The 18,316-nt window shown below is 72.8% G+C and carries 15 protein-coding genes and 1 pseudogene; 4 read left to right on the top strand and 12 right to left on the bottom strand.

Annotation, left to right across the window (positions count from 1 at the left end; genetic code table 11):
- Positions 1–8 precede the first annotated feature (8 nt).
- On the top strand, positions 9–1,709 hold the full coding sequence (locus tag AB0910_RS01265) for an ABC transporter family substrate-binding protein (protein ID WP_366742394.1): 1,701 nt from the start codon (positions 9–11) through the stop codon (positions 1,707–1,709).
- Between the two features lie 72 nt (positions 1,710–1,781).
- On the opposite strand, the gene AB0910_RS01260 is transcribed toward AB0910_RS01265, so the two are convergent.
- Genes AB0910_RS01260 through AB0910_RS01230 form a run of 7 tightly spaced genes read right to left on the bottom strand, consistent with a single transcriptional unit; the run spans position 1,782 to position 8,833 of the window.
- Complete coding sequence (locus AB0910_RS01260) at positions 1,782–3,209, bottom strand: aldehyde dehydrogenase family protein (protein ID WP_366742393.1); 1,428 nt, start codon at positions 3,207–3,209, stop codon at positions 1,782–1,784.
- Complete coding sequence (locus AB0910_RS01255) at positions 3,206–4,462, bottom strand: iron-containing alcohol dehydrogenase (RefSeq protein ID WP_366742392.1); 1,257 nt, start codon at positions 4,460–4,462, stop codon at positions 3,206–3,208. Before AB0910_RS01255 ends, AB0910_RS01260 begins: the two co-directional genes overlap by 4 nt.
- Positions 4,455–5,216 carry an SDR family NAD(P)-dependent oxidoreductase gene (locus AB0910_RS01250; protein ID WP_366742391.1) on the bottom strand — a complete coding sequence of 254 codons (762 nt, stop codon included), beginning with the start codon at positions 5,214–5,216 and terminating at the stop codon, positions 4,455–4,457. Before AB0910_RS01250 ends, AB0910_RS01255 begins: the two co-directional genes overlap by 8 nt.
- Positions 5,213–6,142 carry a 3-keto-5-aminohexanoate cleavage protein gene (locus AB0910_RS01245; protein ID WP_366742390.1) on the bottom strand — a complete coding sequence of 310 codons (930 nt, stop codon included), beginning with the start codon at positions 6,140–6,142 and terminating at the stop codon, positions 5,213–5,215. The genes AB0910_RS01250 and AB0910_RS01245 overlap by 4 nt, the downstream gene beginning before the upstream one ends.
- Positions 6,143–6,197: 55 nt before the next feature.
- Entirely contained in the window at positions 6,198–6,983 is a 786-nt protein-coding gene (locus tag AB0910_RS01240) for an aldolase/citrate lyase family protein (protein ID WP_366742389.1), read from the bottom strand.
- Complete coding sequence (locus AB0910_RS01235) at positions 6,980–7,894, bottom strand: hypothetical protein (RefSeq protein WP_366742388.1); 915 nt, start codon at positions 7,892–7,894, stop codon at positions 6,980–6,982. Before AB0910_RS01235 ends, AB0910_RS01240 begins: the two co-directional genes overlap by 4 nt.
- Before the next feature lie 48 nt (positions 7,895–7,942).
- On the bottom strand, positions 7,943–8,833 hold the full coding sequence (locus AB0910_RS01230) for a DUF6282 family protein (RefSeq protein ID WP_366742387.1): 891 nt from the start codon (positions 8,831–8,833) through the stop codon (positions 7,943–7,945).
- A gap of 211 nt (positions 8,834–9,044) precedes the next feature.
- Here AB0910_RS01230 and AB0910_RS01225 point away from each other — a divergent pair, with 211 nt between their 5' ends.
- Entirely contained in the window at positions 9,045–10,424 is a 1,380-nt protein-coding gene (locus tag AB0910_RS01225; RefSeq protein WP_366742386.1) for an MFS transporter, read from the top strand.
- Between the two features lie 68 nt (positions 10,425–10,492).
- Here AB0910_RS01225 and AB0910_RS01220 read toward each other — a convergent pair whose 3' ends face one another.
- Positions 10,493–11,290 (bottom strand): helix-turn-helix domain-containing protein, encoded by a 798-nt coding sequence (locus AB0910_RS01220; RefSeq protein WP_366742385.1) that lies wholly within the window; start codon positions 11,288–11,290, stop codon positions 10,493–10,495.
- 218 nt (positions 11,291–11,508) lie between these two features.
- Between AB0910_RS01220 and AB0910_RS01215 the strand changes: the two are divergent.
- A pseudogene (locus tag AB0910_RS01215) lies at positions 11,509–11,616 on the top strand (SAM-dependent methyltransferase); the annotation flags it as partial.
- A gap of 61 nt (positions 11,617–11,677) precedes the next feature.
- On the opposite strand, the gene AB0910_RS01210 reads toward AB0910_RS01215, so the two are convergent.
- The 4 genes from AB0910_RS01210 to AB0910_RS01195 form a co-directional block, all read right to left on the bottom strand.
- On the bottom strand, positions 11,678–12,451 hold the full coding sequence (locus AB0910_RS01210; RefSeq protein WP_366742384.1) for a polysaccharide lyase family 7 protein: 774 nt from the start codon (positions 12,449–12,451) through the stop codon (positions 11,678–11,680).
- Positions 12,452–12,726: 275 nt separating this feature from the next.
- On the bottom strand, positions 12,727–14,883 hold the full coding sequence (locus AB0910_RS01205) for an SMI1/KNR4 family protein (RefSeq protein WP_366742383.1): 2,157 nt from the start codon (positions 14,881–14,883) through the stop codon (positions 12,727–12,729).
- A 108-nt stretch (positions 14,884–14,991) separates the two neighbouring features.
- A complete protein-coding gene (locus AB0910_RS01200; RefSeq protein WP_366742382.1) occupies positions 14,992–15,966 on the bottom strand; it encodes an NADP-dependent oxidoreductase in 975 nt (324 codons plus the stop codon).
- Between the two features lie 71 nt (positions 15,967–16,037).
- Positions 16,038–16,472, bottom strand: a complete 435-nt coding sequence (locus tag AB0910_RS01195; RefSeq protein ID WP_366742381.1) for a MarR family winged helix-turn-helix transcriptional regulator — start codon at positions 16,470–16,472, stop codon at positions 16,038–16,040.
- Positions 16,473–16,623: 151 nt separating this feature from the next.
- Here AB0910_RS01195 and AB0910_RS01190 point away from each other — a divergent pair, with 151 nt between their 5' ends.
- The gene (locus AB0910_RS01190; RefSeq protein WP_366742380.1) at positions 16,624–18,306 is read left to right on the top strand and encodes a hypothetical protein; all 1,683 of its coding nucleotides are present in this window, start codon (positions 16,624–16,626) and stop codon (positions 18,304–18,306) included.
- Positions 18,307–18,316: the final 10 nt, after the last annotated feature.

Here is an 18,316-nt window from a genome sequence, read left to right as displayed (position 1 = left end):
AGGCCGTCATGAGAAGAATCGCTCTGAGCGGGCTGGCGTTCGCCGCCACCGCCTGTCTCGTCCTCTCCGGGTGCAGCGGTGGGGGCACCGACGACTCAGGACAGAAGCAGTCCAAGGGCGCCACCTCGGAGAACGAGGTGCTGACCTCGTACAACCCCCAGCCGGCGAGCAACCTGAAGCAGGGGGGCAAGGTGACGCTCCCCATCGTGGAGATCCCCGATCAGCTCAACCCCCTCAACGGCAACGGGTCGCTGTACACGTCGAAGATCGCCTGGTTCTACCAGCCCGTGCTGTCCTTCAACGACCCCAAGGGCAACATCACGTACAACACGGACTACCTCACCGACGTCAAGCAGACGACGGTGGGCGGCGACACCCAGGTCACGTACGACATCAACCCGAAGGCCAAGTGGAACGACGGCCAGGCCATGGACTGGACGATCTTCCGTGACACCTGGAACGCCCTCAACGGGAAGGACCAGGCCTACGTCGTCGGATCCACCGACGGCTACTCCAGCATCGCGTCGGTCAAGAAGGGCAAGGACGACAGGGAGGCGGTCGTCACCTTCGACGGGAAGTTCGTCTACTGGAAGTCCCTCTTCTCCCAGGTCCTCAACCCGCACATCGCGAAGGCAGACGCCTTCAACAAGGCGTACGTGAACAAGCCCCACGCGGAGTGGGGCGCGGGCCCTTACACCATCTCCAAGTTCGACGCCGAGGGCGGCACCGTCTCCTACAAGCCCAACCCCAAGTGGTGGGGGGCCAAGGCCCACCTGGACGAGTTCACCTTCGTCCAGATGGAGGACAGCGCCAGCATCAATGCCTTCAAGAACGGCCAGATCGACGCCGTGGAGGCGGGCAACGCGGAGGAGCTCAACCAGGTCAAGTCGGTGAAGGGGACCGACCTGCGCCGCGGCACGACCACCTCCAACAACCTCCTGGTCTTCAACAGCACCTCGCCACAGCTGAAGGACCCGGCGGTACGCAAAGCCCTGATGGAGGGCATCGACCGGGCCCAGCTTGCGAAGATCACCTTCCAGGGCCTCGGCTACACCGAGCCCCTGCCCGGGTCCTTCCTCCTCTACCCCTTCCAGAAGGGCTACCAGGACAACTTCGGCAAGCTCGTCAAGTTCAGCGCCGCTCAGGCGAAGAAGGACCTGGACGCCGCGGGCTGGAAGGCCGGCTCCGACGGTGTGCGCGCCAAGGGCGGCCAGAAGCTGGAACTGACCTTCCCCACCATCGGTGACAGCGCCACCGTCAAGGCCCGGGCCACCGCCCTCGCCCAGATGATGAAGGACATCGGCGTCCAGCTGGACATCAAGGCGCACCCGTCCGCCGACTTCAACAAGGTGTTCACCCAGCGCGCCTTCGACATATTCGGGATGGGCTTCATTTCGAGCGACCCGAACGGGATGCTCTACATCTGCCAGATGTACTGCTCCGACTCCACGCTCAACGTGTCCCGCTCGGTGCCGAAGAGCATGGACAAGGAGACCAAGGCCGTCACCAACCTGCCGACGCTTGACCAGCAGATCGCGGCCGGCAACAAGGCCGAGCTGGAGGCCATGAAGACCTACGGCATCATGCCGACGCACAACGGCCCCACCATCTGGGCCGTCAAGAAGGGGCTGGCCAACTACGGCGCGGCCCAGTTCTACGGCAACTACGGCATCATCGGTCGGCCCGAGCTGATCGGCTGGCAGAAGTAGTCAGGACCGCCGTCGAAGGCCGGTCTCGGAACCATCCGAGACCGGCCTTCGGCCATTCTCCGGCGACCGCCGTCACACGGTCAGTGCCAGGTACTTCTCTTCGAGGAACTCCAGGATCCCCTCGAAGCCGCCCTCACGGCCGAGGCCGCTCTGCTTGACCCCGCCGAACGGCGCTGCCGGGTCGCTGGCCACGCCCCGGTTGACGGCCACCATGCCGGCTTCGAGGCGGCGGGCCACGGCCGTCGCCGCACGCTGCTCGCCGAACACGTAGGCCATCAGGCCGTGCACCGTGTCGTTGGCCATCCGCACCGCCTCGTCGACGTCGTCGTACTCGATGACGGCGGTCACCGGTCCGAAGATCTCCGTGCGGGTGAGGGGCGAGCCGTGGATCACCCCGGTGAGCAGCGTCGCGTCGTAGAACGCGCCGGTGCGCCCGGCGTGCCCGCCCCGTACGAGGGTCGCCCCCTGCGCGACCGCGGCCTCGACGAGCGCGGCGACCTTGTCGCGCTCGGCCACCGAGACGAGGGCCCCGAGCGCGTGCGTACGGTCGAGGCCGGGGCCCGCCTTCACCTCGGCGAGCGCGGCGTCCATCCGGGCGACGAACGCGTCGTGCAGCGAGGAGTGCACATAGAAGCGGTTGGCCGCGGTGCAGGCGGCGCCGCCGTTGCGCAGCTTCGCGAGCAGCGCCTCCTCGACCGTCAGGTCCAGGTCGGCACCCGGCAGTACGATCAGGGGCGCGTTGCCGCCCAGCTCCATCGAGGCGCTCACCACCGTGTCGGCGCAGGCGTGCAGCAGTTCCCTGCCGATGTCGGTCGAACCGGTGAACGACAGCTTCCTGACCTCGGGGCGATCGAGCATCCGCCGGACCGCGGGACCGGGCGGCACGGGGGTGACCAGATTGACGACGCCGTCGGGGACCCCGACCCTGCGGAGTACCTCCACCACGTACGCCGCGGTGAGCGGCGTCTCCGCCGCGGGTTTGAGGATGGTCGTGCATCCCGCGGCGAGCGCGGGCGCGAGCTTGCGCGTCGCCATCGCTGCGGGGAAGTTCCACGGCGTGATCAGCAGCGACACCCCGACCGGCTGCCGGTCGACGACGATGTGCTTGTCACCCGCGGGGGAGAGGCGGTAGTCGCCCGGCACGCGGACGGCCTCCTCGGCGAACCAGCGGAAGAACTCCTTGGCGTAGTGGGCCTCGCCGAGCGCGTCCGCCCAGGACTTGCCGTTCTCGCGCACCATGAGCTCGGCGAACTGCTCGACCTCCGCGGTGAGTACGGAGTAGGCGGCGCGCAGCAGTTCGCCGCGCTCGCGCGGCGCGGTCGCGGCCCAGGGCTGCTGTGCGGCGGCGGCCGCGTCGACGGCGTCCATGCAGTCGCGCTCGGTGGCGACGGCGAAGCGTGCGAGCGTCGAGAGGTCGGCAGGGTCGACGACGTCGAACCGGCCGCCGTCCGCGCCCGGCCGCCACCGCCCGCCGATGAAGAGGTCCGTGTGGAGGTTCATGAGACCGTCCGTGTCGTGTGGTGGCGGGCCGTTCCGCCGAGGATTCCGGCGTGCGCCCGTTCGAGCACGTCCAGGAGGAGTTCCCGCGACGGTTCGAGCGGGGCGACGGCGAGCAGCCGCGCCGATTTCAGTCCGAGTCCCGCGATGTCCGGCAGCTGGTCCCTGCCGACGCCGATGTCGGCGAGCGTCGCGGGCACCCCGATGGCGTCGCCCAGCTCGGCCGCCCGTGCGACGGTCCGTGCGGCGGACGCGTCCCGCGCGGGGAGGTGCTCCCACGCGGCACCCAGGGCGGCGACGCGTTCCGCGGCGGACACGTCGGCGCGCAGCGTGTCGAGGACGTAGGGCAGCAGCAGGCCGGTGCCCAGCCCGTGCGGTGTCCCGGTGAGGGCGCCGATCGGGTACTGGAGCGCGTGGCACAGGTGCGTACCGGTCGAACCGAACGCGATACCGGCCAGCAGCGCGCCGAGCGCGACCTCGCGACGTGCGTGCGGGTCGGCGGGCTCCCTGACGGCGACCGGCAGCCACGGCCCCAGTTGGGCCGCCGCCTGGAGCGAGACGTGATCCGTCAGCGCGTTGCGCCCCGTGAACACCGGCGGCGGCACCGACCAGTCGGCGGTGAGGGGCCGCGCCGTGTACGACTCGGCGGCGTGCACCAGCGCGTCGACGCCGGAGAAGGCGGTCACCGTGCGCGGCGCGCCCAGGGTCAGGTCGGGGTCGACGACCGCCGCCGCCGGCACCAGGAACGGGCTGGAGACGCCCACCTTCAGTTCGCGCGCGGGATCGGAGACGACGGCCACGGGCGTCACCTCGGAGCCGGTGCCCGCGGTCGTGGGCACCGCGACGACCGGGACGACGGGCCCCGGCACGAGCCCCTCGCCGTAGTACCGGTCGAGCGGGCCCTCGTGCACGCACAGCAGTGCGATCAGTTTGGCCGCGTCGAGGGCGCTGCCGCCGCCGATGGCGCAGATGACCTCCGTGCCGTGGTCGCGTGCCGCGGCCGCGGCCGCGTCCAGGGTTCCCACGGGCAGTTCGGGGGCGATCCCGGTGTACGTCCGCACGTCGAGGCCCGCGCCTGCCAGGGCGTCGAGCGCGGCGGTGATGTGAGGGGTGGTCGCGAGGGACGGGTCGACGACGGCGAGCACCCGCCTGCCGTGCAGCGCGACGACCTCAGGCAGCAGGGCACGCGCGCCGTGCCCGAAGTGCACCCGCGCGGGCAGCCGCAGCGTGCCGGCGAGAGCGGCGGGCTCAGGCACCGAATCCTCCGTCGACCGGCAGCACGGCCCCGCTGATGTGGCTCGCCCGGTCGCTGAGCAGGAAGGCCGCGGCCGCCCCGACCTCGCTGCCCGTGCCCGCCTTGCGCAGCGGGGTGGCGGCGATGCGCGCCTCCACGCCCCCGGGGATCGCCCGCCGTGTCTGTTCGAGCATCGGGGTCTCGGTGGGGCCGGGCGCGATCGCGTTGACCCGGATGCCGAGGGGCCCGACGTCGTGGGCCGCGGTGCGGGTCAGCCCGATGACCGCGTGCTTGGTGGCCTGGTAGGCGCCCATGCCCGAGCTGCCCCGCAGGCCCCCGATGCTGCTCGTGTTGACGATCGAGCCGAAGCCCTGCCGCTCCATGACCCGCACCTCCTCGCGGATGCAGAGCCAGGTGCCCTTGACGTTCACGGCCATGATCCGGTCGAACTCCTCCTCGGGCACCTGGTCGAGGCGCCCGCCCTGGGTGACGGCCGCGCTGTTGTACGCGCCGTCCAGCCGGCCGAACCGGTCGACGGTCGCGTCGACGAAGGCGGCGACATCGGCCGGGTCGGAGACGTCGCCCGTGGTGCAGGCGACGTCGTGCCCCTGGGCCCTGAGCTCCTCGGTGAGTGCGGCGAGGGGGCCCTCGCCGCGGGCGACGAGCATGAGGGACGCGCCGTCCGCGGCGAGCAGCCGCGCCGCGTCGGCCCCGATGCCCAGGCTCGCGCCGACCACCACGACGACCTTGCCGGCGAGCGGCGCCCCCGCGCTCATCGGGCCGCCGTCCCGGCGCCGCGCAGCGCGAGCATCTCCCGGGCCTCGGCCGGTGTGGCGATCTGCCTGCCGAGGTCCTCGACCGCGGTACGGATCTTCTCGACCTGCTGTGCGTTGGTCTCCGCGAGGCGTCCCTTGCCCGCCCACAGGCTGTCCTCCAGGCCCACCCGCACGTGGCCGCCGAGCCAGGCGCTGTGCGTGGCGAAGGACATCTGGTCGCGGCCTGCGGCGAAGGCGGAGAAGAGGTAGTCGTCGCCGAACAGCTTGTCCGCGATGTGCACCATGTGCTCCAGGTTGGCGTGGTCGGCGCCGATGCCGCCGAGCACCCCGAACACGCCCTGGATCAGCAGGGGAGGCTCGGCGAGGCCCGCGTCGACGAAGTGGGCCAGGGAATAGAGGTGCCCGATGTCGTAGCACTCGTACTCGAAGCGGGTGCCGGACGCGCCGAGGGTGCGCAGAGTGTGCTCGATGGACTCGAAGGTGTTGACGAACGGCCTCGCGTAGGTGTTGAGCACGTAGGGCTTCTCCCAGTCGTGCCGCCAGGAGGACACCTTGTCGGCGATCCCGGCGTACACGAAGTTCATCGAGCCCATGTTCATGGACGCCAGCTCGGGCCTGAGCCTGAGCGGTGCGGCGAGGCGTTCCTCCATCGTCATGGACGAGGCGCCGCCCGTGGTGATGTTGATGACGGCGTCGGTGCGCTCGGTGACGGTCCTGACGATCTCCTCGAAGACCTCGGGGTCCGCCGTGGGCCTGCCGTCCGGCTGCCGCGCGTGCAGGTGCACGACGGCGGATCCCGCCGCGACGGCGCCGAGCGCCGACTCGGCCACCGCCCGGGCGGAGAGCGGGAGATGGGGGCTCTGCGACGGCACGTGCACGGAACCCGTCACCGCGGTGGTGACGATGACCTTCTCGGCCTTCCGCATCAGGTCCTCCTGTGGGTGTGGCGGGCGGGACGTGCGGGCGGCGGTGTCGTGCGCATCAGTGGGCCTCGGCCTTCCGGAACGCCGTGACCAGCCCGTGGGCGGCCCCGGCCAGCATCGAGGTGTCGTTGCCGAGCAGGACGAAGTCGCAGCCCTCGCGCACCGCGTGGGCGGCCCGCTCGGGCACGCCGCCGAAGGCGAGCCCGAGCCGCTTGCCCACGGCGTGCGCGGCCTCGGCCGCCGAGCCGATCATCGCGAGCACCTCGGCCGACGCGGGTGTCGTGCCCAGGGAGAGCGAGAGGTCGGCGGCGCCGACGAACACCGCGTCGACGCAGTCGAGGGCGAGGATCTCCGGCGCCGACCTGATGGCCTCCGCGCTCTCCAACTGCGGGATGCACAGCACGTCGTCGTTGCCGGTGGCGCGGTAGTCGGCGTCCGGGCGCAGTCCCCAGGCGCCGGCCCGGCTGGTGCCGCCCGCGCCGCGCACGCCGTAGGGCGGGAACCGGCAGGCCCGTCCGACGGCGGCGGCCTGCTCGACCGTGTCGACATGCGGCACGAGGATGCCCATGGCGCCCGCGTCGAGGACCTTCTGGACGGTCGACGCCGTGGTGTCGGGCACCCGTACCAGCGGCACCATGCCCAGCGCGGCCGCCGAGTTGATCAGCCGGTACGCCGTCTGCAGGTCGAGGGGCGCGTGTTCCAGGTCGATGACGACGAAGTCGAAACCGGCGTACGCCATGATCTCGACCGGTTCGCTCGATGCGATCTTCAGCCAGGTGCCGAGGGGAGTGTGTGCACGGTCGGCGGCGAACAGCCCGGCGCCGGTGCGTCGTGGCGCGCTCACGGCATCGGGTAGTCGTCGGAGTTGAGCACCCAGCCGGGTTTGGCGGAGAAGTCGGCCCGCGGCGGGCTGAAGATGTCGATCAGCTGGTTCACGCCGGGGTCCTCGGCCGCCGAGGTGTGGACGGTGGGCGGCGGGATGATTGCGAGGGAGGGGCTCCCCAGACGTACGTGCTCGTCGTCGCGCCAGCCGGTGCTGTCGCCCAGCCAGGGCGTGCGGATGTGGTGGACGTACGTGCCGCGCACCGCGAGCGACAGCTGCTCGAAGTCGTCGTGGGTGTGCGGCGAGAGCCGGGTCGGGTCGCGCGGACCGTCCTGCGGGGGCAGGAAGTTCACCATGAAGGAGCGCGTGCGGAAGATCCGGCCGAACCGCTGCGGGTCGTCCGGCACGGCGGAGAGCGGATAGAACCTGACGGCCCGCCCGCCGGCCGGCTCGGGCCAGCGGCGCAGCGGCGCGACGCGCGGGTGGTCCTGCGCGTAGGCCACGGCGTTGGCCGCGCGCTCGCGCCACGCCGGCTCGCCCGCCTCGATCAGACGGACGAGCGGGCCGTCGCCGTGCACGGTGATCCGGGAGGCGCCGGGCACCACCACCACCAGCCCGGCCTCGTCGATGCGCGTCTCGCCGTCGTCGGTGTGCACGGAGAAGGCGGGGGAGTCGTCGGTGGCCACCACGGCGCACTCGCCGTCGAGTGTCCCGTTGTCGAGGCGGTCGCCGGTGTGCGCCTCGGTGTGCACCAGCACGACGTTCTGGGCGCGGACGACGGCCGTACGGGCGTCGGAGGAGGCGCCGTCCCGCGGGGCGAGGGCGGGGAGGTCGAAGTACTGGGCGGCGGCGATCGCGGTACCGGCGTCCGGCAGGGGCGCGGTCGCTGTCGCCGACACGAGCGAGGAGCGCGGGTCGTCCTTGGCGTACACGGTGGTGGGTCCCTTCGGGTGCGGTGCTGGTGGGGGCGGGGCGGCCGGTCAGCTGTCGAGGCCGAGCAGGTAGGACGGGTTGTCGCGGACCATGCGGCGCAGGTCCTTCTCGGGCAGGCCGAGATCGAGCAGTGCGCCCGCGACCCGCAGCCAGGCGTCCACCGGCTTGGGGTTGGAGGCCTGGCCGAGGTCGGAGGCGAGGACGGTGTGTTCGGGGCCGATGGTCTCGATCCAGTCCAGCAGCTGCCGCACGTCCCACCGTTCGGGGCCCTCGGGGTCGTACATGGCAGCCTCGTGCTCGATGTACGCGCCGAGGCCCACGAGTTCGCGGCAGAGGCCGGGCTCGGCGCCGATGACGAAGTCGGGGTGGCTGACGGCCATGCGCGTGATTCCGCGTTCCTTGGCGGCCTGGAACAGGGTGCGGATGTACTCCGGGTACATGTGCCCGCCGTTGACGACGGCCTCCCTCTCCTTGATCTCGTCGAGTATGAGACCCACTTCGGGCTTGAGCTCACCGCGGTCGTCGACGATGTCGATCCGCTCCAGCGTCAGCGGCACCGTGGTGGTGGGGAACGACCCGTCCTCGGGGTGGCACTCCAGGTGCCGGCCCGAGGAGATGGTGGGGAACCAGACGATCTTGCCGCCCATGCGCAGGCACATGCGTACGGCGTGCACGTTGAGGCCGCCGACGGTGCTGTTGAGGGCAATGCCCCCGTAGGCGGTCGCGGCGACGCCGGTGAAGCGGTCCTTCATCGCCAGGATGTCCATCTGGGTGTTGTGGTGGTGGGACTTGGCGACCATGGCGCGCATGCCGATACGGGCGCCGTCCTGCGCGGCGTCGACATGGTCGAAGCGGCGGGGGAACGGGCTGGGGCCCGAGTGGACGTGCATGTCCACCAGGCCGTCGAGGACAGAGGCGAGGGCGGGGCTCGGCTTCATGGGACTCCGATCCAGGGACTCATCCGGCGTTCGGATTATGAAGTATGCGTTCAGTATGAGACCCGATGTCAACCCTGTCCGGAGTCTTGTGCCGAAAGAAAGCCGCCCTTACCGTGGCCACGGTTCGCTTTGTGAACAGGTGGTTCGCGCTCGACCGTGTGTGGTGGCCCGCGAGCTGCGCGTAGCCGACCGCTCACCTCGGAGGACGACGATGTCCGCACCGCCCCCCGCCATGCAGCCGCATCCGGCGGCTGAGGACGAGACAGGCCCACGGCCCCCGCACGGGCCCGACGCCGCCAAGACGCGCGCCGCCGTCCGCGGCGGAACGCTCGCCTATTTCGTCGACCAGTACGACATCTACCTGCCGATCATCGTCCTGGCGCCCGCGATGATCTACTTCCAGTCGGCGGGGCTGAGCGCGAGCACGACCGCCCTGCTCTCCTCCCTCGTCTTCGCCTCGACGCTGATCGGCCGCCCCCTCGGCGCGGTGGTGTTCGGCCACTTCGCGGACACCGTCGGACGCAAACACACCACGCTCGTCGCGGTGGGCGGGTTCGGTGTCACCACACTGCTCATCGCCTGCCTGCCAGGGCACGAGACGATCGGCACCTGGTCGATCGGCCTGCTGGTCGCCCTGCGGTTCGTCGACGGCATCTTCCTCGGCGGCGAGTACACCACCGCCGTGCCGCTCGCGATGGAGTGGAGCCCGCGGCACAAGCGCGGCCTCTACGCCTCCCTCATCACGGCGACCTCCCCTCTCGCCTACGTCGTGATCGCCGCGATCACCCTGCTGATGCTCCAGCTGATGGACTCGGGGAACCTGCACGGCGCCTATGTGCAGTGGGGGTGGCGGGTGCCCTTCCTGATCGGCGCGGTGCTCGCGGCCCTGCTGTTCCGCTACTACCTCACCCAGGTCCACGAGCCGCCGCCCGAGACGACCGGCCAGCGGCACAAGCTGCCCTTCCTGCGGCTGCTGGTGAAGTACCCGAGGGCGCTCGGGCAGGTCTTCGTGCTGATGACCGGCACCTGGCTGGCCACCAATGTGGAGACCGCCGTCACCCCCGCCCAGCTGAAGTCGCACCTGCAGCTGACGAGCCAGCAGGTGACCCTGGCCATGCTCGTGATGAACGGCTGCGCCACCGTGGCCTTCCCCCTCTTCGGTCTGCTCTCGCAGCGCATCGGGCGGCGGCGGTTCTACATCGGCTACGGGGCCGCGGTCGTGGTGATCGGCACCGGTTCCTACACCCTGCTGATGACTTCGGGCGGCGGGCTCGGCGCCGCGCTCGGCTGGGGCGTCCTGATCGGTGTCTTCACGATCGGCACGTTCGGGCCGATAGCGGCCTACCTCACCGAGCGGTTCCCGTCGAGCGTGCGTTCCACCGGGTACGGCGTCGGGTACAGCCTCGCGCTGATCGCGCCCGCTTTCTACCAGTTCTACCTTCAGCAGTTCGACGGCGTGATGCCGGCGCATCTGGCCCCGGCCGTCCTGCTCGCGCTGGCCGGCGTGCTGATCGGCGTCGGCGGCTTCATCGGGCCCGAGACGAAGGACGTCGACATGGCCGACGACCGTACGATCCCCGCACTGTCCTGACGGCGGCGCACGACTCTCCCCCGTGTGCGCGGGCCCCGGGGCCCGCGCACACGGCTGCGCGCAACGGGTCAGCCCGCCTGCCGGTCCAGGTCGTCCGGCCGGTAGTGGCCGCCGAGCTCGTGGGTGAGCTCCCGCGCCGTGTCGGTGATGGCGCGCAGCTCGGGGGCGTCGTCGGACATCGACAGGGTGTTGTCGGGGCCCACCACCGCGATGCTGGCGCAGATGCCGTACTCGTCGAAGACGGGCGCCGCCGCCGCGACGACGCCGGGGGTGCTCATCGCCGAGCAGTGGCCGACGGCGCGCACCCGCTCGACGGCGGCGCGCAGCTCCTCGCGGGCCGCCCCCGGCAGGTTGGCCATGAGCCGCTCCATGGACAGCTGGTCGGCGTGGTAGGCGAGGAAGATCTTGCTCTGGGCCGTGTCGAGCGGCAAGTGGCTGCCGACCCGCACCGAGACGATGACGACCGACGAGATGTCCTCCTCGACCCGGGAGACCACGGGGCCGGTCAGCCCCCACAGGCTGAGCACCACGCTGCTGCGCGTGGCGCGCGAGAGCGCCTGCATGTGGTGGGGCGCGAGGTTGAGAACGCGGCGGTGGCCGATGGCGTGCGCGCCGAGCTGGAGCAGCAGGCCGCCCGGGACGTAACCGCCCTCGCGGCCGCGCTCCAGGAGGCCGGCCGCGACGAGCGAGGTGCAGTAGCGGTAAGCGGTGGTGCGGTTGAGTCCGAGCCGCTCCGCGACCCCGGCTGCGGTCACCTCGGGGGTGGCCGTGTCGAACAGCGAGAGGATCTGGCTGACCCGGCTGACTGCCTGGATGTCGGCCTGGTCGCCGCGATCGGGGGCGGACGGCCGCGTCGATCTGGTCACAGGGGCCTCCGCCGGACGGTGTTCGTGGGTCGTGCCATCCTACCCAAAGGCCCGCACGGGCCCGTGGCCGCCGACACCCGTGGCCCTCCACGGCGCACCGGCGGGCCGCGCCGGGGCCCCTTCCCGCGGCGGCCTCCGCCAGGGGCCGACGACGCGGCGGGCAGCGGGCCCCTTCCGCGACGCCCGCAGGACGGGCGCCGGGAAACGCGTCGACAGGGGCGCGGCTCGCCGGGCTCGCCCTGGAGCGCCGCCTCGGGGACGGGGACGGACGGCCGTTCACCCAGGACTTTGAGAAGCACGTCTCCGTCTGGCGCAAGCAGGGCTGACGCCCGGCACGCGGCAGGGGCCGTACGGGCGGGGCCGTGCCGTCCCTGCCGCCGCGGGCACTCAGCTGTGCGAGACGGTCAGGCCGTAGAAGGCGACCCGGGCGCCGTTGGTGGTGCTGTTCGAGGAGGACTGGTTGTAGGAACCCGCCTTGAAGTACTGCTTGTAGGGGTCGAAGGACGACGGGATGGCGTAGTGCGTGGTGCTGCCGTTGACCGTCAGGTCGATGGTGTGGCCGCCGGAGACGCCGATCGAGTACGTCCATGTCTTGCCGATCGACACATGGCCGACCGTGTGCAGTGTCTGGCCGCCGGAGGGCGAGTTCTCGGTGCCGGCGACGATGTCGCCGTTCGCGTGGTAGTACAGCTCGATCAGCGGCTTGGTGGAGGAGCCGCCCGTGCCCAGGTGTATCTGTCCGACGCAGACGTTGGAGGTCACGGACACCACGCGCAGCGTGGCGCTCAGCTTGTGGCTGCCGCTGAGCGACCAGTTCGCCGCGCTGCCGTCCGGGTTCATCTCGCGCAGTTCGGAGCGCGCGTAGTTCGAGTTGGGGGTGGTGACGCCCTTCTCCGGGGCCCAGAAGGTCATCGCGCCGTCACGTGTGTCGGTGTAGAAGTACGAGTCCTGGAAGCCGTTCGCTCCCTGGAGCCGGGACGAGGGGACGGTGGTGGGCGATCCCGGGTCGCCGACCGGTTCCTGGAGCTCCCAGACCGAGAGGTTGAAGTTCCCGCCGGGGGCGACGCCGGGGTTGGCGGCGTCGGCCGTACCGCCCAGCCCGAGCGCGACGGCGACGCCGGCCGCAGCGGCGGCGGTGAGGAGCTTGGAGTGGTGTTTCATTGTGGGGCCCTTCCGACGCTCATTGTTCACCTACATGAATCAGGTCCAGTCCAATGGGGGTCTGATCTGAATAGCACGGCCCCCTTTTCGCGTCAACGAATCGCGCACCGCGGATCCTCATGCAGCCGGTTGGGCAGGGCGGTTGCGGCGATGTGCGGGCGTGCGGGACGGACGGCGGCGCTGCGGCGCGAGCTCCGGCGGCGTATGCGGCGGGGCCCACGCTTGTTCATGTAAGTGAACATGTGAGGCGGTGTCGGAGCCCTGGCCCGTCCGGGTCACGCCGGCTGCGCGCCCCGCGGTGTGCACACCACGGCCCGCGCGCGGCGCGGCGTCAGCACCGGCCGCAGCACCGGGTCGGTGAGCAGCACGGCCGGCGCGACCCGGTGCTGCGACAGCGGCCGCCACCCGGGCAGCGCCTCCTCGACGACCGCCCACGCCTCGTCCGTCCGCCCGCTCAGCGCGAGACGGCGCGCCGCTTCGAGGGCGGCCTCGAAGGCCGGCGGCTCGGGCAGCGGCGGAGCGTCGTACGCGGCGGCCCACGCCTCCCACGCGGGGATGATCGCGTCGTCCGCGGCATCGACCGGGAGCCCGGGGAGCCCGGGCAGGGCGTCGGCGAGGAAGCGCGCAGAGAGGCCGGCGGAGCCCGGCCGGTCCTGTTCCGCCGACCGCAGCAGCAGCGGCACCGCCTCCGCCCTGATCTGCTCCTCGCCGATCGCCTCCACCACATGGCCGTGGTGCAGCACACCGCGCAGCTCGTGGTGGGTCGACCTGCTGCCGAGGAACGCCGAGAGGACCACCTTGAGATAGGAGGCGGCGCCCGACCCCTTCTCCGCGGCGCGCCCGAACGCGGCCAGCGCGGCATCCACCTCGCCGCGCAGCGCCAAGTCCCTGCCCTGCGCCAGGAGTTCATCCGCGCCGTCGGGGCGCACCGGACGGCCCTCCTTCCCCCGTATCTCCTCGAACGACTCCCGCTCGCTCGCCACCAGCGCCGCGAACGACGCGTACCGCTCGCCGAGCCCGGGATACCAGCTGGCCCACACGTACGCGGCCCACTCGCCGTCGGGGGAGACGTCACCCGGGTCGAGCAGCCAGTACTGGGCGTCGCCGTAGGCGGAGACCAGCACCGCACGGTCCATCAGCGCCCGGTCCTCCTCCCACTCGTCGTCGTCATCGCCGCGGACGATCTCCCACGTCCCGGGCTCCGCGTCCCGCAGCAGGGCGACGGAGTCGGTGCCCCGCAGCTCCCACATGAACAGGCTGATCTGGCCCCAGCCGTCCGACGCGGCGAGGAACGAGCGGTAGCTCGGCGGCAGCGGGGTGCCGAGGCGCTCCTCCAGGGCCGCGATCCGCTCCTCGGAGGCGCCGGGGCCGCCGAGCCAGGACGCGGCCCGCTGCTCGGGCGTGACCTCGTCCATCTCGCCCTCCTCGGCGACCCGCAGCATGTCCGCGCTGTACTCGGTGAGGTAGGCGCGCCACTGCTCGACCGTGGTGAGCGCGGGGCCGGGGCGCTCTGCGGTGCCCTCGTACGGCACGGGCGGCCGGCCGGCCCGCCGCCGCTGGCCTGCGAAGGAGTCCGGGGCCGGCGGCTCGGCGAACAGGCGGAACCGGGAGAGCTGGGTGTGCGGCGAGCCCCAGTTCGCGACGATCTCCAGCCGGAAGTGCCGGTACGCCGCGTCGCCCGCGCGCGAGGTCACGTCGAAGCCGCGCTCCTGGTGCCTGCCGGGGAAGGACTCCTCGGCCCGCTTGTCGAGCGCGGTCCATGTCAGGCCGTCCGCGGACCCCTTGAGGACCCACGAGCGGGGGTCGCGGTCCGGCGCGTCGTTGGCCGAGGCCAGCGCGTAGTGCCGGACGCGGACCGGCTCGGCCAGGGTGAAGTCGAGCAGATCGCCTTCCCTGCGCCGGCGCGTGAGCCACTTGGCCGAGGTGTCGTCCAGCACGTTCTCCGCGACCTCGCCCGCCGCCGTGTGCTCGCCGCTCGCCGCCACCGCCCGCACCCGGCCGGTCAGTTCGCCCGAGGTGAGGGGCTCGCCCCGCAGGGTGACGCAGCCGCCGCCCCCTGACGTGTCCGTCCAGGAGACGCGCACCACCGGCGCGCCGCCGTCCTCCACCAGCAGCACCAACTCGCCCTCATCCTCGGGCCGCAGGGCGTGCAGGCGGTGCGGGGCGCGCTGCGGCGGGTCGTCCTCGCGGTGGCCGCGCCAGGCGTACGAGGTGCCGTCGGCGGCGAGCCGCACACCGAGGAAACCGCCCGTCTCCCGGTCGAACTCCACGGTGGCCTCGGCCCCGTCCCGGTCCCGCCAGCCGAGCTGGGCGAGCTCGACCGGCTCGCCCGGCGCGAACACCACCAACACCCCGCGGTCCGCGACCCATTCGCGTCCTTGGGGCAGTCGGCGCTCCGTGCGGAAGGCGAGCGCCTCCGGTACTGCGGTCATGCTCTGCTCCTGACACTCCGTGATCGACTGCGGCACGGCCGATGCTAGGAGCCGCCACTGACAATCGGACCGCGCCCGCCGTCCGGCCGCCGGATCAGGTGTGTCCGGTCAGGGCTGCTGTCCGCCGGGCAGCAGCACGATCTTGCCGCGGGTGTGGCGCTGTTCGAGTTCGGCGAAGGCGTCCCGTACCCGTTCCAGCGGGTAGGTGGCCGCCACCGGGATCTCGATCCTGCCGCCCGCCGCGAGCCCGGCCAGCTCGGCGAGGACCTCGGCGGACGACGCCTCGGCGCTGCCCGTCACACGGGCACCGGTCGCCGCGGCCTTCGCGAAGGAGATGACGGTCACGATCCGGTCGGCCGGTACGCCCAGATCGAGGGCGAGTTGTACGTACTCGGGTCCGAACAGGTCGATGAACGCGTCGAGGTGGCCCGGCTTCCCGGCCGCCGCATCGGATGCGGCGGCGACGAGATCGTCGGCGATGCGGTCGCCGTACGCCACCGGGACCGCTCCGTGGGCGCTGAGCCAGGCGGCGTTGGCGGGGGACGCGATGCCGAGGACGCGGGCACCGCGCAGCGCGAGCAGCTGGACGGCGATGGCGCCGACGCCGCCGGCCGCCGCCGAAACGGCGACGGTCCTGCCCTCCACCGGGCCGACCGCCTCGACGGCGGCCCACGCGGTGGACCCCGCGACGTACAGGCTGCCCGCCACCTCCCAGCTCAGCTCCTGCGGCTTGCGGACCAGTTGGGCGGCCGGGACCACGGTGTGGGTGGCGTGGCTCGACCGCTGCCAGGAGTACCCGAGCACCTCGTCGCCCGCCGCGAAACCGGTGACGCCCTCACCCACCTCGGCGACGACCCCGGCGAGGTCGCTGCCCTGGCCGAACGGGAAGTCCATGGGGAACATCCCGTGCAGGGCCCCGGTGCGGAGGGAGACCTCTCCCGGGTTGATGCCCGCGGCCCTGACCTCGACGAGCACCTCGCCGGGCGCGGGGCGCGGCACCGGCGTGTCGACGACGTCGAGGACATCGCGGTCCCCGTAGCGCTCAAGGCGCACGGACCTGGCCTGGGTGCGGCGGTCGGCCATGACAACTCCCTTGCGGCGGAACTCTGATGGTGTGGGGGTGTGTGGGTGTGGGAGGGGGTACGGGTGTGCGGTCAGCGAGCCGCGGCGGACACGGCGGCCCGCAGCGCGGCGAGCGCGGCGCCGAGGCGCTCGAACTCCGCCTCGGGCAGCGCGTCGGCGAGCAGGGACGACAGGGCCCCGGTGAAGACCCGGCCCGCGGAAGCGGTGAGGCCGAGGCCCGCGGGCGTCAGCTCGACGACCGTGGAGCGGCGGTCGGCCGGGTGCGGGCGCCTGCGGCACAGCTCCCGCCGCGCCAGCCGGTCGACGGCCTGGCTCGCACCCCCGATGGTGATCGACAGGGCGGCCGCGATGTCGCCCACCCGGCAGGAGTCCGTACGGGCGACGACCCGCAGCACTTCGAGGCTGCCGAGCGGTACACCGGTCTCCCGCCGCAGTTCGGCGTCGAGGGTGTTCCACAGGTCGGTCTCCAGGCGCACCAGGTCGTCGAAGACCCCCGAGAGGTCCATGGGTGGTCTCCTTCCGGCGTCGCGAGAATGCTATAGCGCTAATTGGATTAGCGCTATAGCATTTTTCCCTGTGTGGCCCGTGGCGGTCCAACTGCCGCCGTCTGACAGGCTGGTGTGCGTACGGCTGAGGCGTTGCGACGGGGGAGGTGCCATGGGCGGCACACGGGGGACGGGTGGACCGCTCGGCCGGGACGGGCGCGCGCCCGGGGCGGCACGGGGCACGGCGCTGCGCCGTGTCGGGGTGGCGGGCGTCTGTGTCTCGTCGCTCGCCCTGCTGGCCGCCGTCGCCCATGCCCTCTGGCCCGACCTGCGGGTGGACGCGGTGACCGCCGTGCTGCTCGCCGCCGCTGCCGCCCCCTGGCTCGGCGGGATCTTCTCCACCATCACCCTGCCCGGCGGCGCCTCGGTGACCTTCCGCGACCTCCAGAACCTGGAGGAGCAGATGCGCGACACCGGAGAGCTCGCGCGGGCCGCGCAGGAGCGCGGGGCCCGGCTCGGCCACGAGATGGAGGGCCTCGCCGCCACCACCCGGGTGGTGTTCGCGGGCCTCACCGGCCCGGACGGCGCGGCCCTCGGCCCGTACGGGGCCGACTCCGGTGCGTACGGGGCGACCGGCTCCGGCCCGTACGGGGCCGACGCCGGTGCGTACGGCGCTGCCCCGGGTCCGTACGGCGCGGATGCCGGTCCGTACGGGGCTTACCCCGAGCCGTACGGCGTGCCGCCGGGCCCGTTCGGGGTGCCGCGCGAGCCCCAGGGCCCCGGCGCGGACCCCTACGGCCCGCCGGCCGGCTCCTACGGCACGGACGCCGGTGCCCATGCGTGGCCCGCGCCGTCCGAGCGGTCCGGCGGCGGCAGCCCGGAGCCTGACGCGGCCGGGCCCGGCCGGGAGGGCCGCGGCGGTCAGGATCCCGCGTACGCGGGCGGCGGGTACGGCGCCGCGTACCCCACGGGCCCGGCGGGACAGGACCCCGCGGCCTCCGAGCGCGGTGATCGGGACCGGGCGGAGCAAGGGGCTGAGCCGCGGGGCGACGCAGACCCCCTCGTTCCCGCGCGTCGCAAGCCGGTGCACCGGGACGGCCAGGACCGGCCGGCACCCGGCCGCCCGGACCAGGAGAGCGCGGACGCCGAGCCCGGCCCCGCTGACCGCCCGGCCGGCCCCGGCTCGGCCGATCCGGGCCCGGTGGGCCCCGGCCCGAGGGTGTCCGGTCCGACCGGGTCCGGCCCAGGGGCCCCCGGCCCGCTTCCGGCGGCCGACGGGGAGAGCACCCCAGAACCGACCATTCCGCACGCCGACCACGCCGCCCCAGGACAGGGCGTCCCCGGCGCGCTCCGCCCCGGGGCGTCCGCGCCCGCCGCCGGGGACACCGCGACACGGGTCGTGGCCGGGCTGGCCCGGCGGTACACGGCGCTGCGCGCCTCCGCGCCCGGCGGGCCCGCCCGCACCGCGGAGCAGGAGCGCATCTTCGCCAACCTGCTGCGCTGGACCCCGCGCATGGCGGGCGCCGACGCGCGGGAGCTGCTGGGATCGCGGGACCCCGGGACACGGCTCGCCGGGATCGCCCTGGCCAACGCGCGGCCCGAGGCCGCCATGGTGGAGTGGCTGCCCGCCGCGGTGCTGCGCGAGCCGCTGCCCTTCCTCCTGTACTGGGGCCTCGAGGCGGTCGGCCGCGTGGTGGAGGCGGCCGGTCCCGAGCGCGTCACCCTGGGGCTCGTGGCGGGCCTGCGCGACCTGCTCGGCACCCTGCCGCCAGGGAGCGACCGGCGCGGTGCCGTGCTGCGGCTGCTCGACCGGCTGGACGCGCAGTCCGGCCGTGGTGCGCCCCGCGCCCGGTGAGGACCGGCGG

The organism is Streptomyces sp. NPDC047002, assembly GCF_040704505.1.
Lineage (GTDB): Bacteria > Actinomycetota > Actinomycetes > Streptomycetales > Streptomycetaceae > Streptomyces.
The sequence above is the reverse complement of the archived record's forward strand: the minus strand, read 5'-3'. Positions and strand labels throughout refer to the sequence as shown.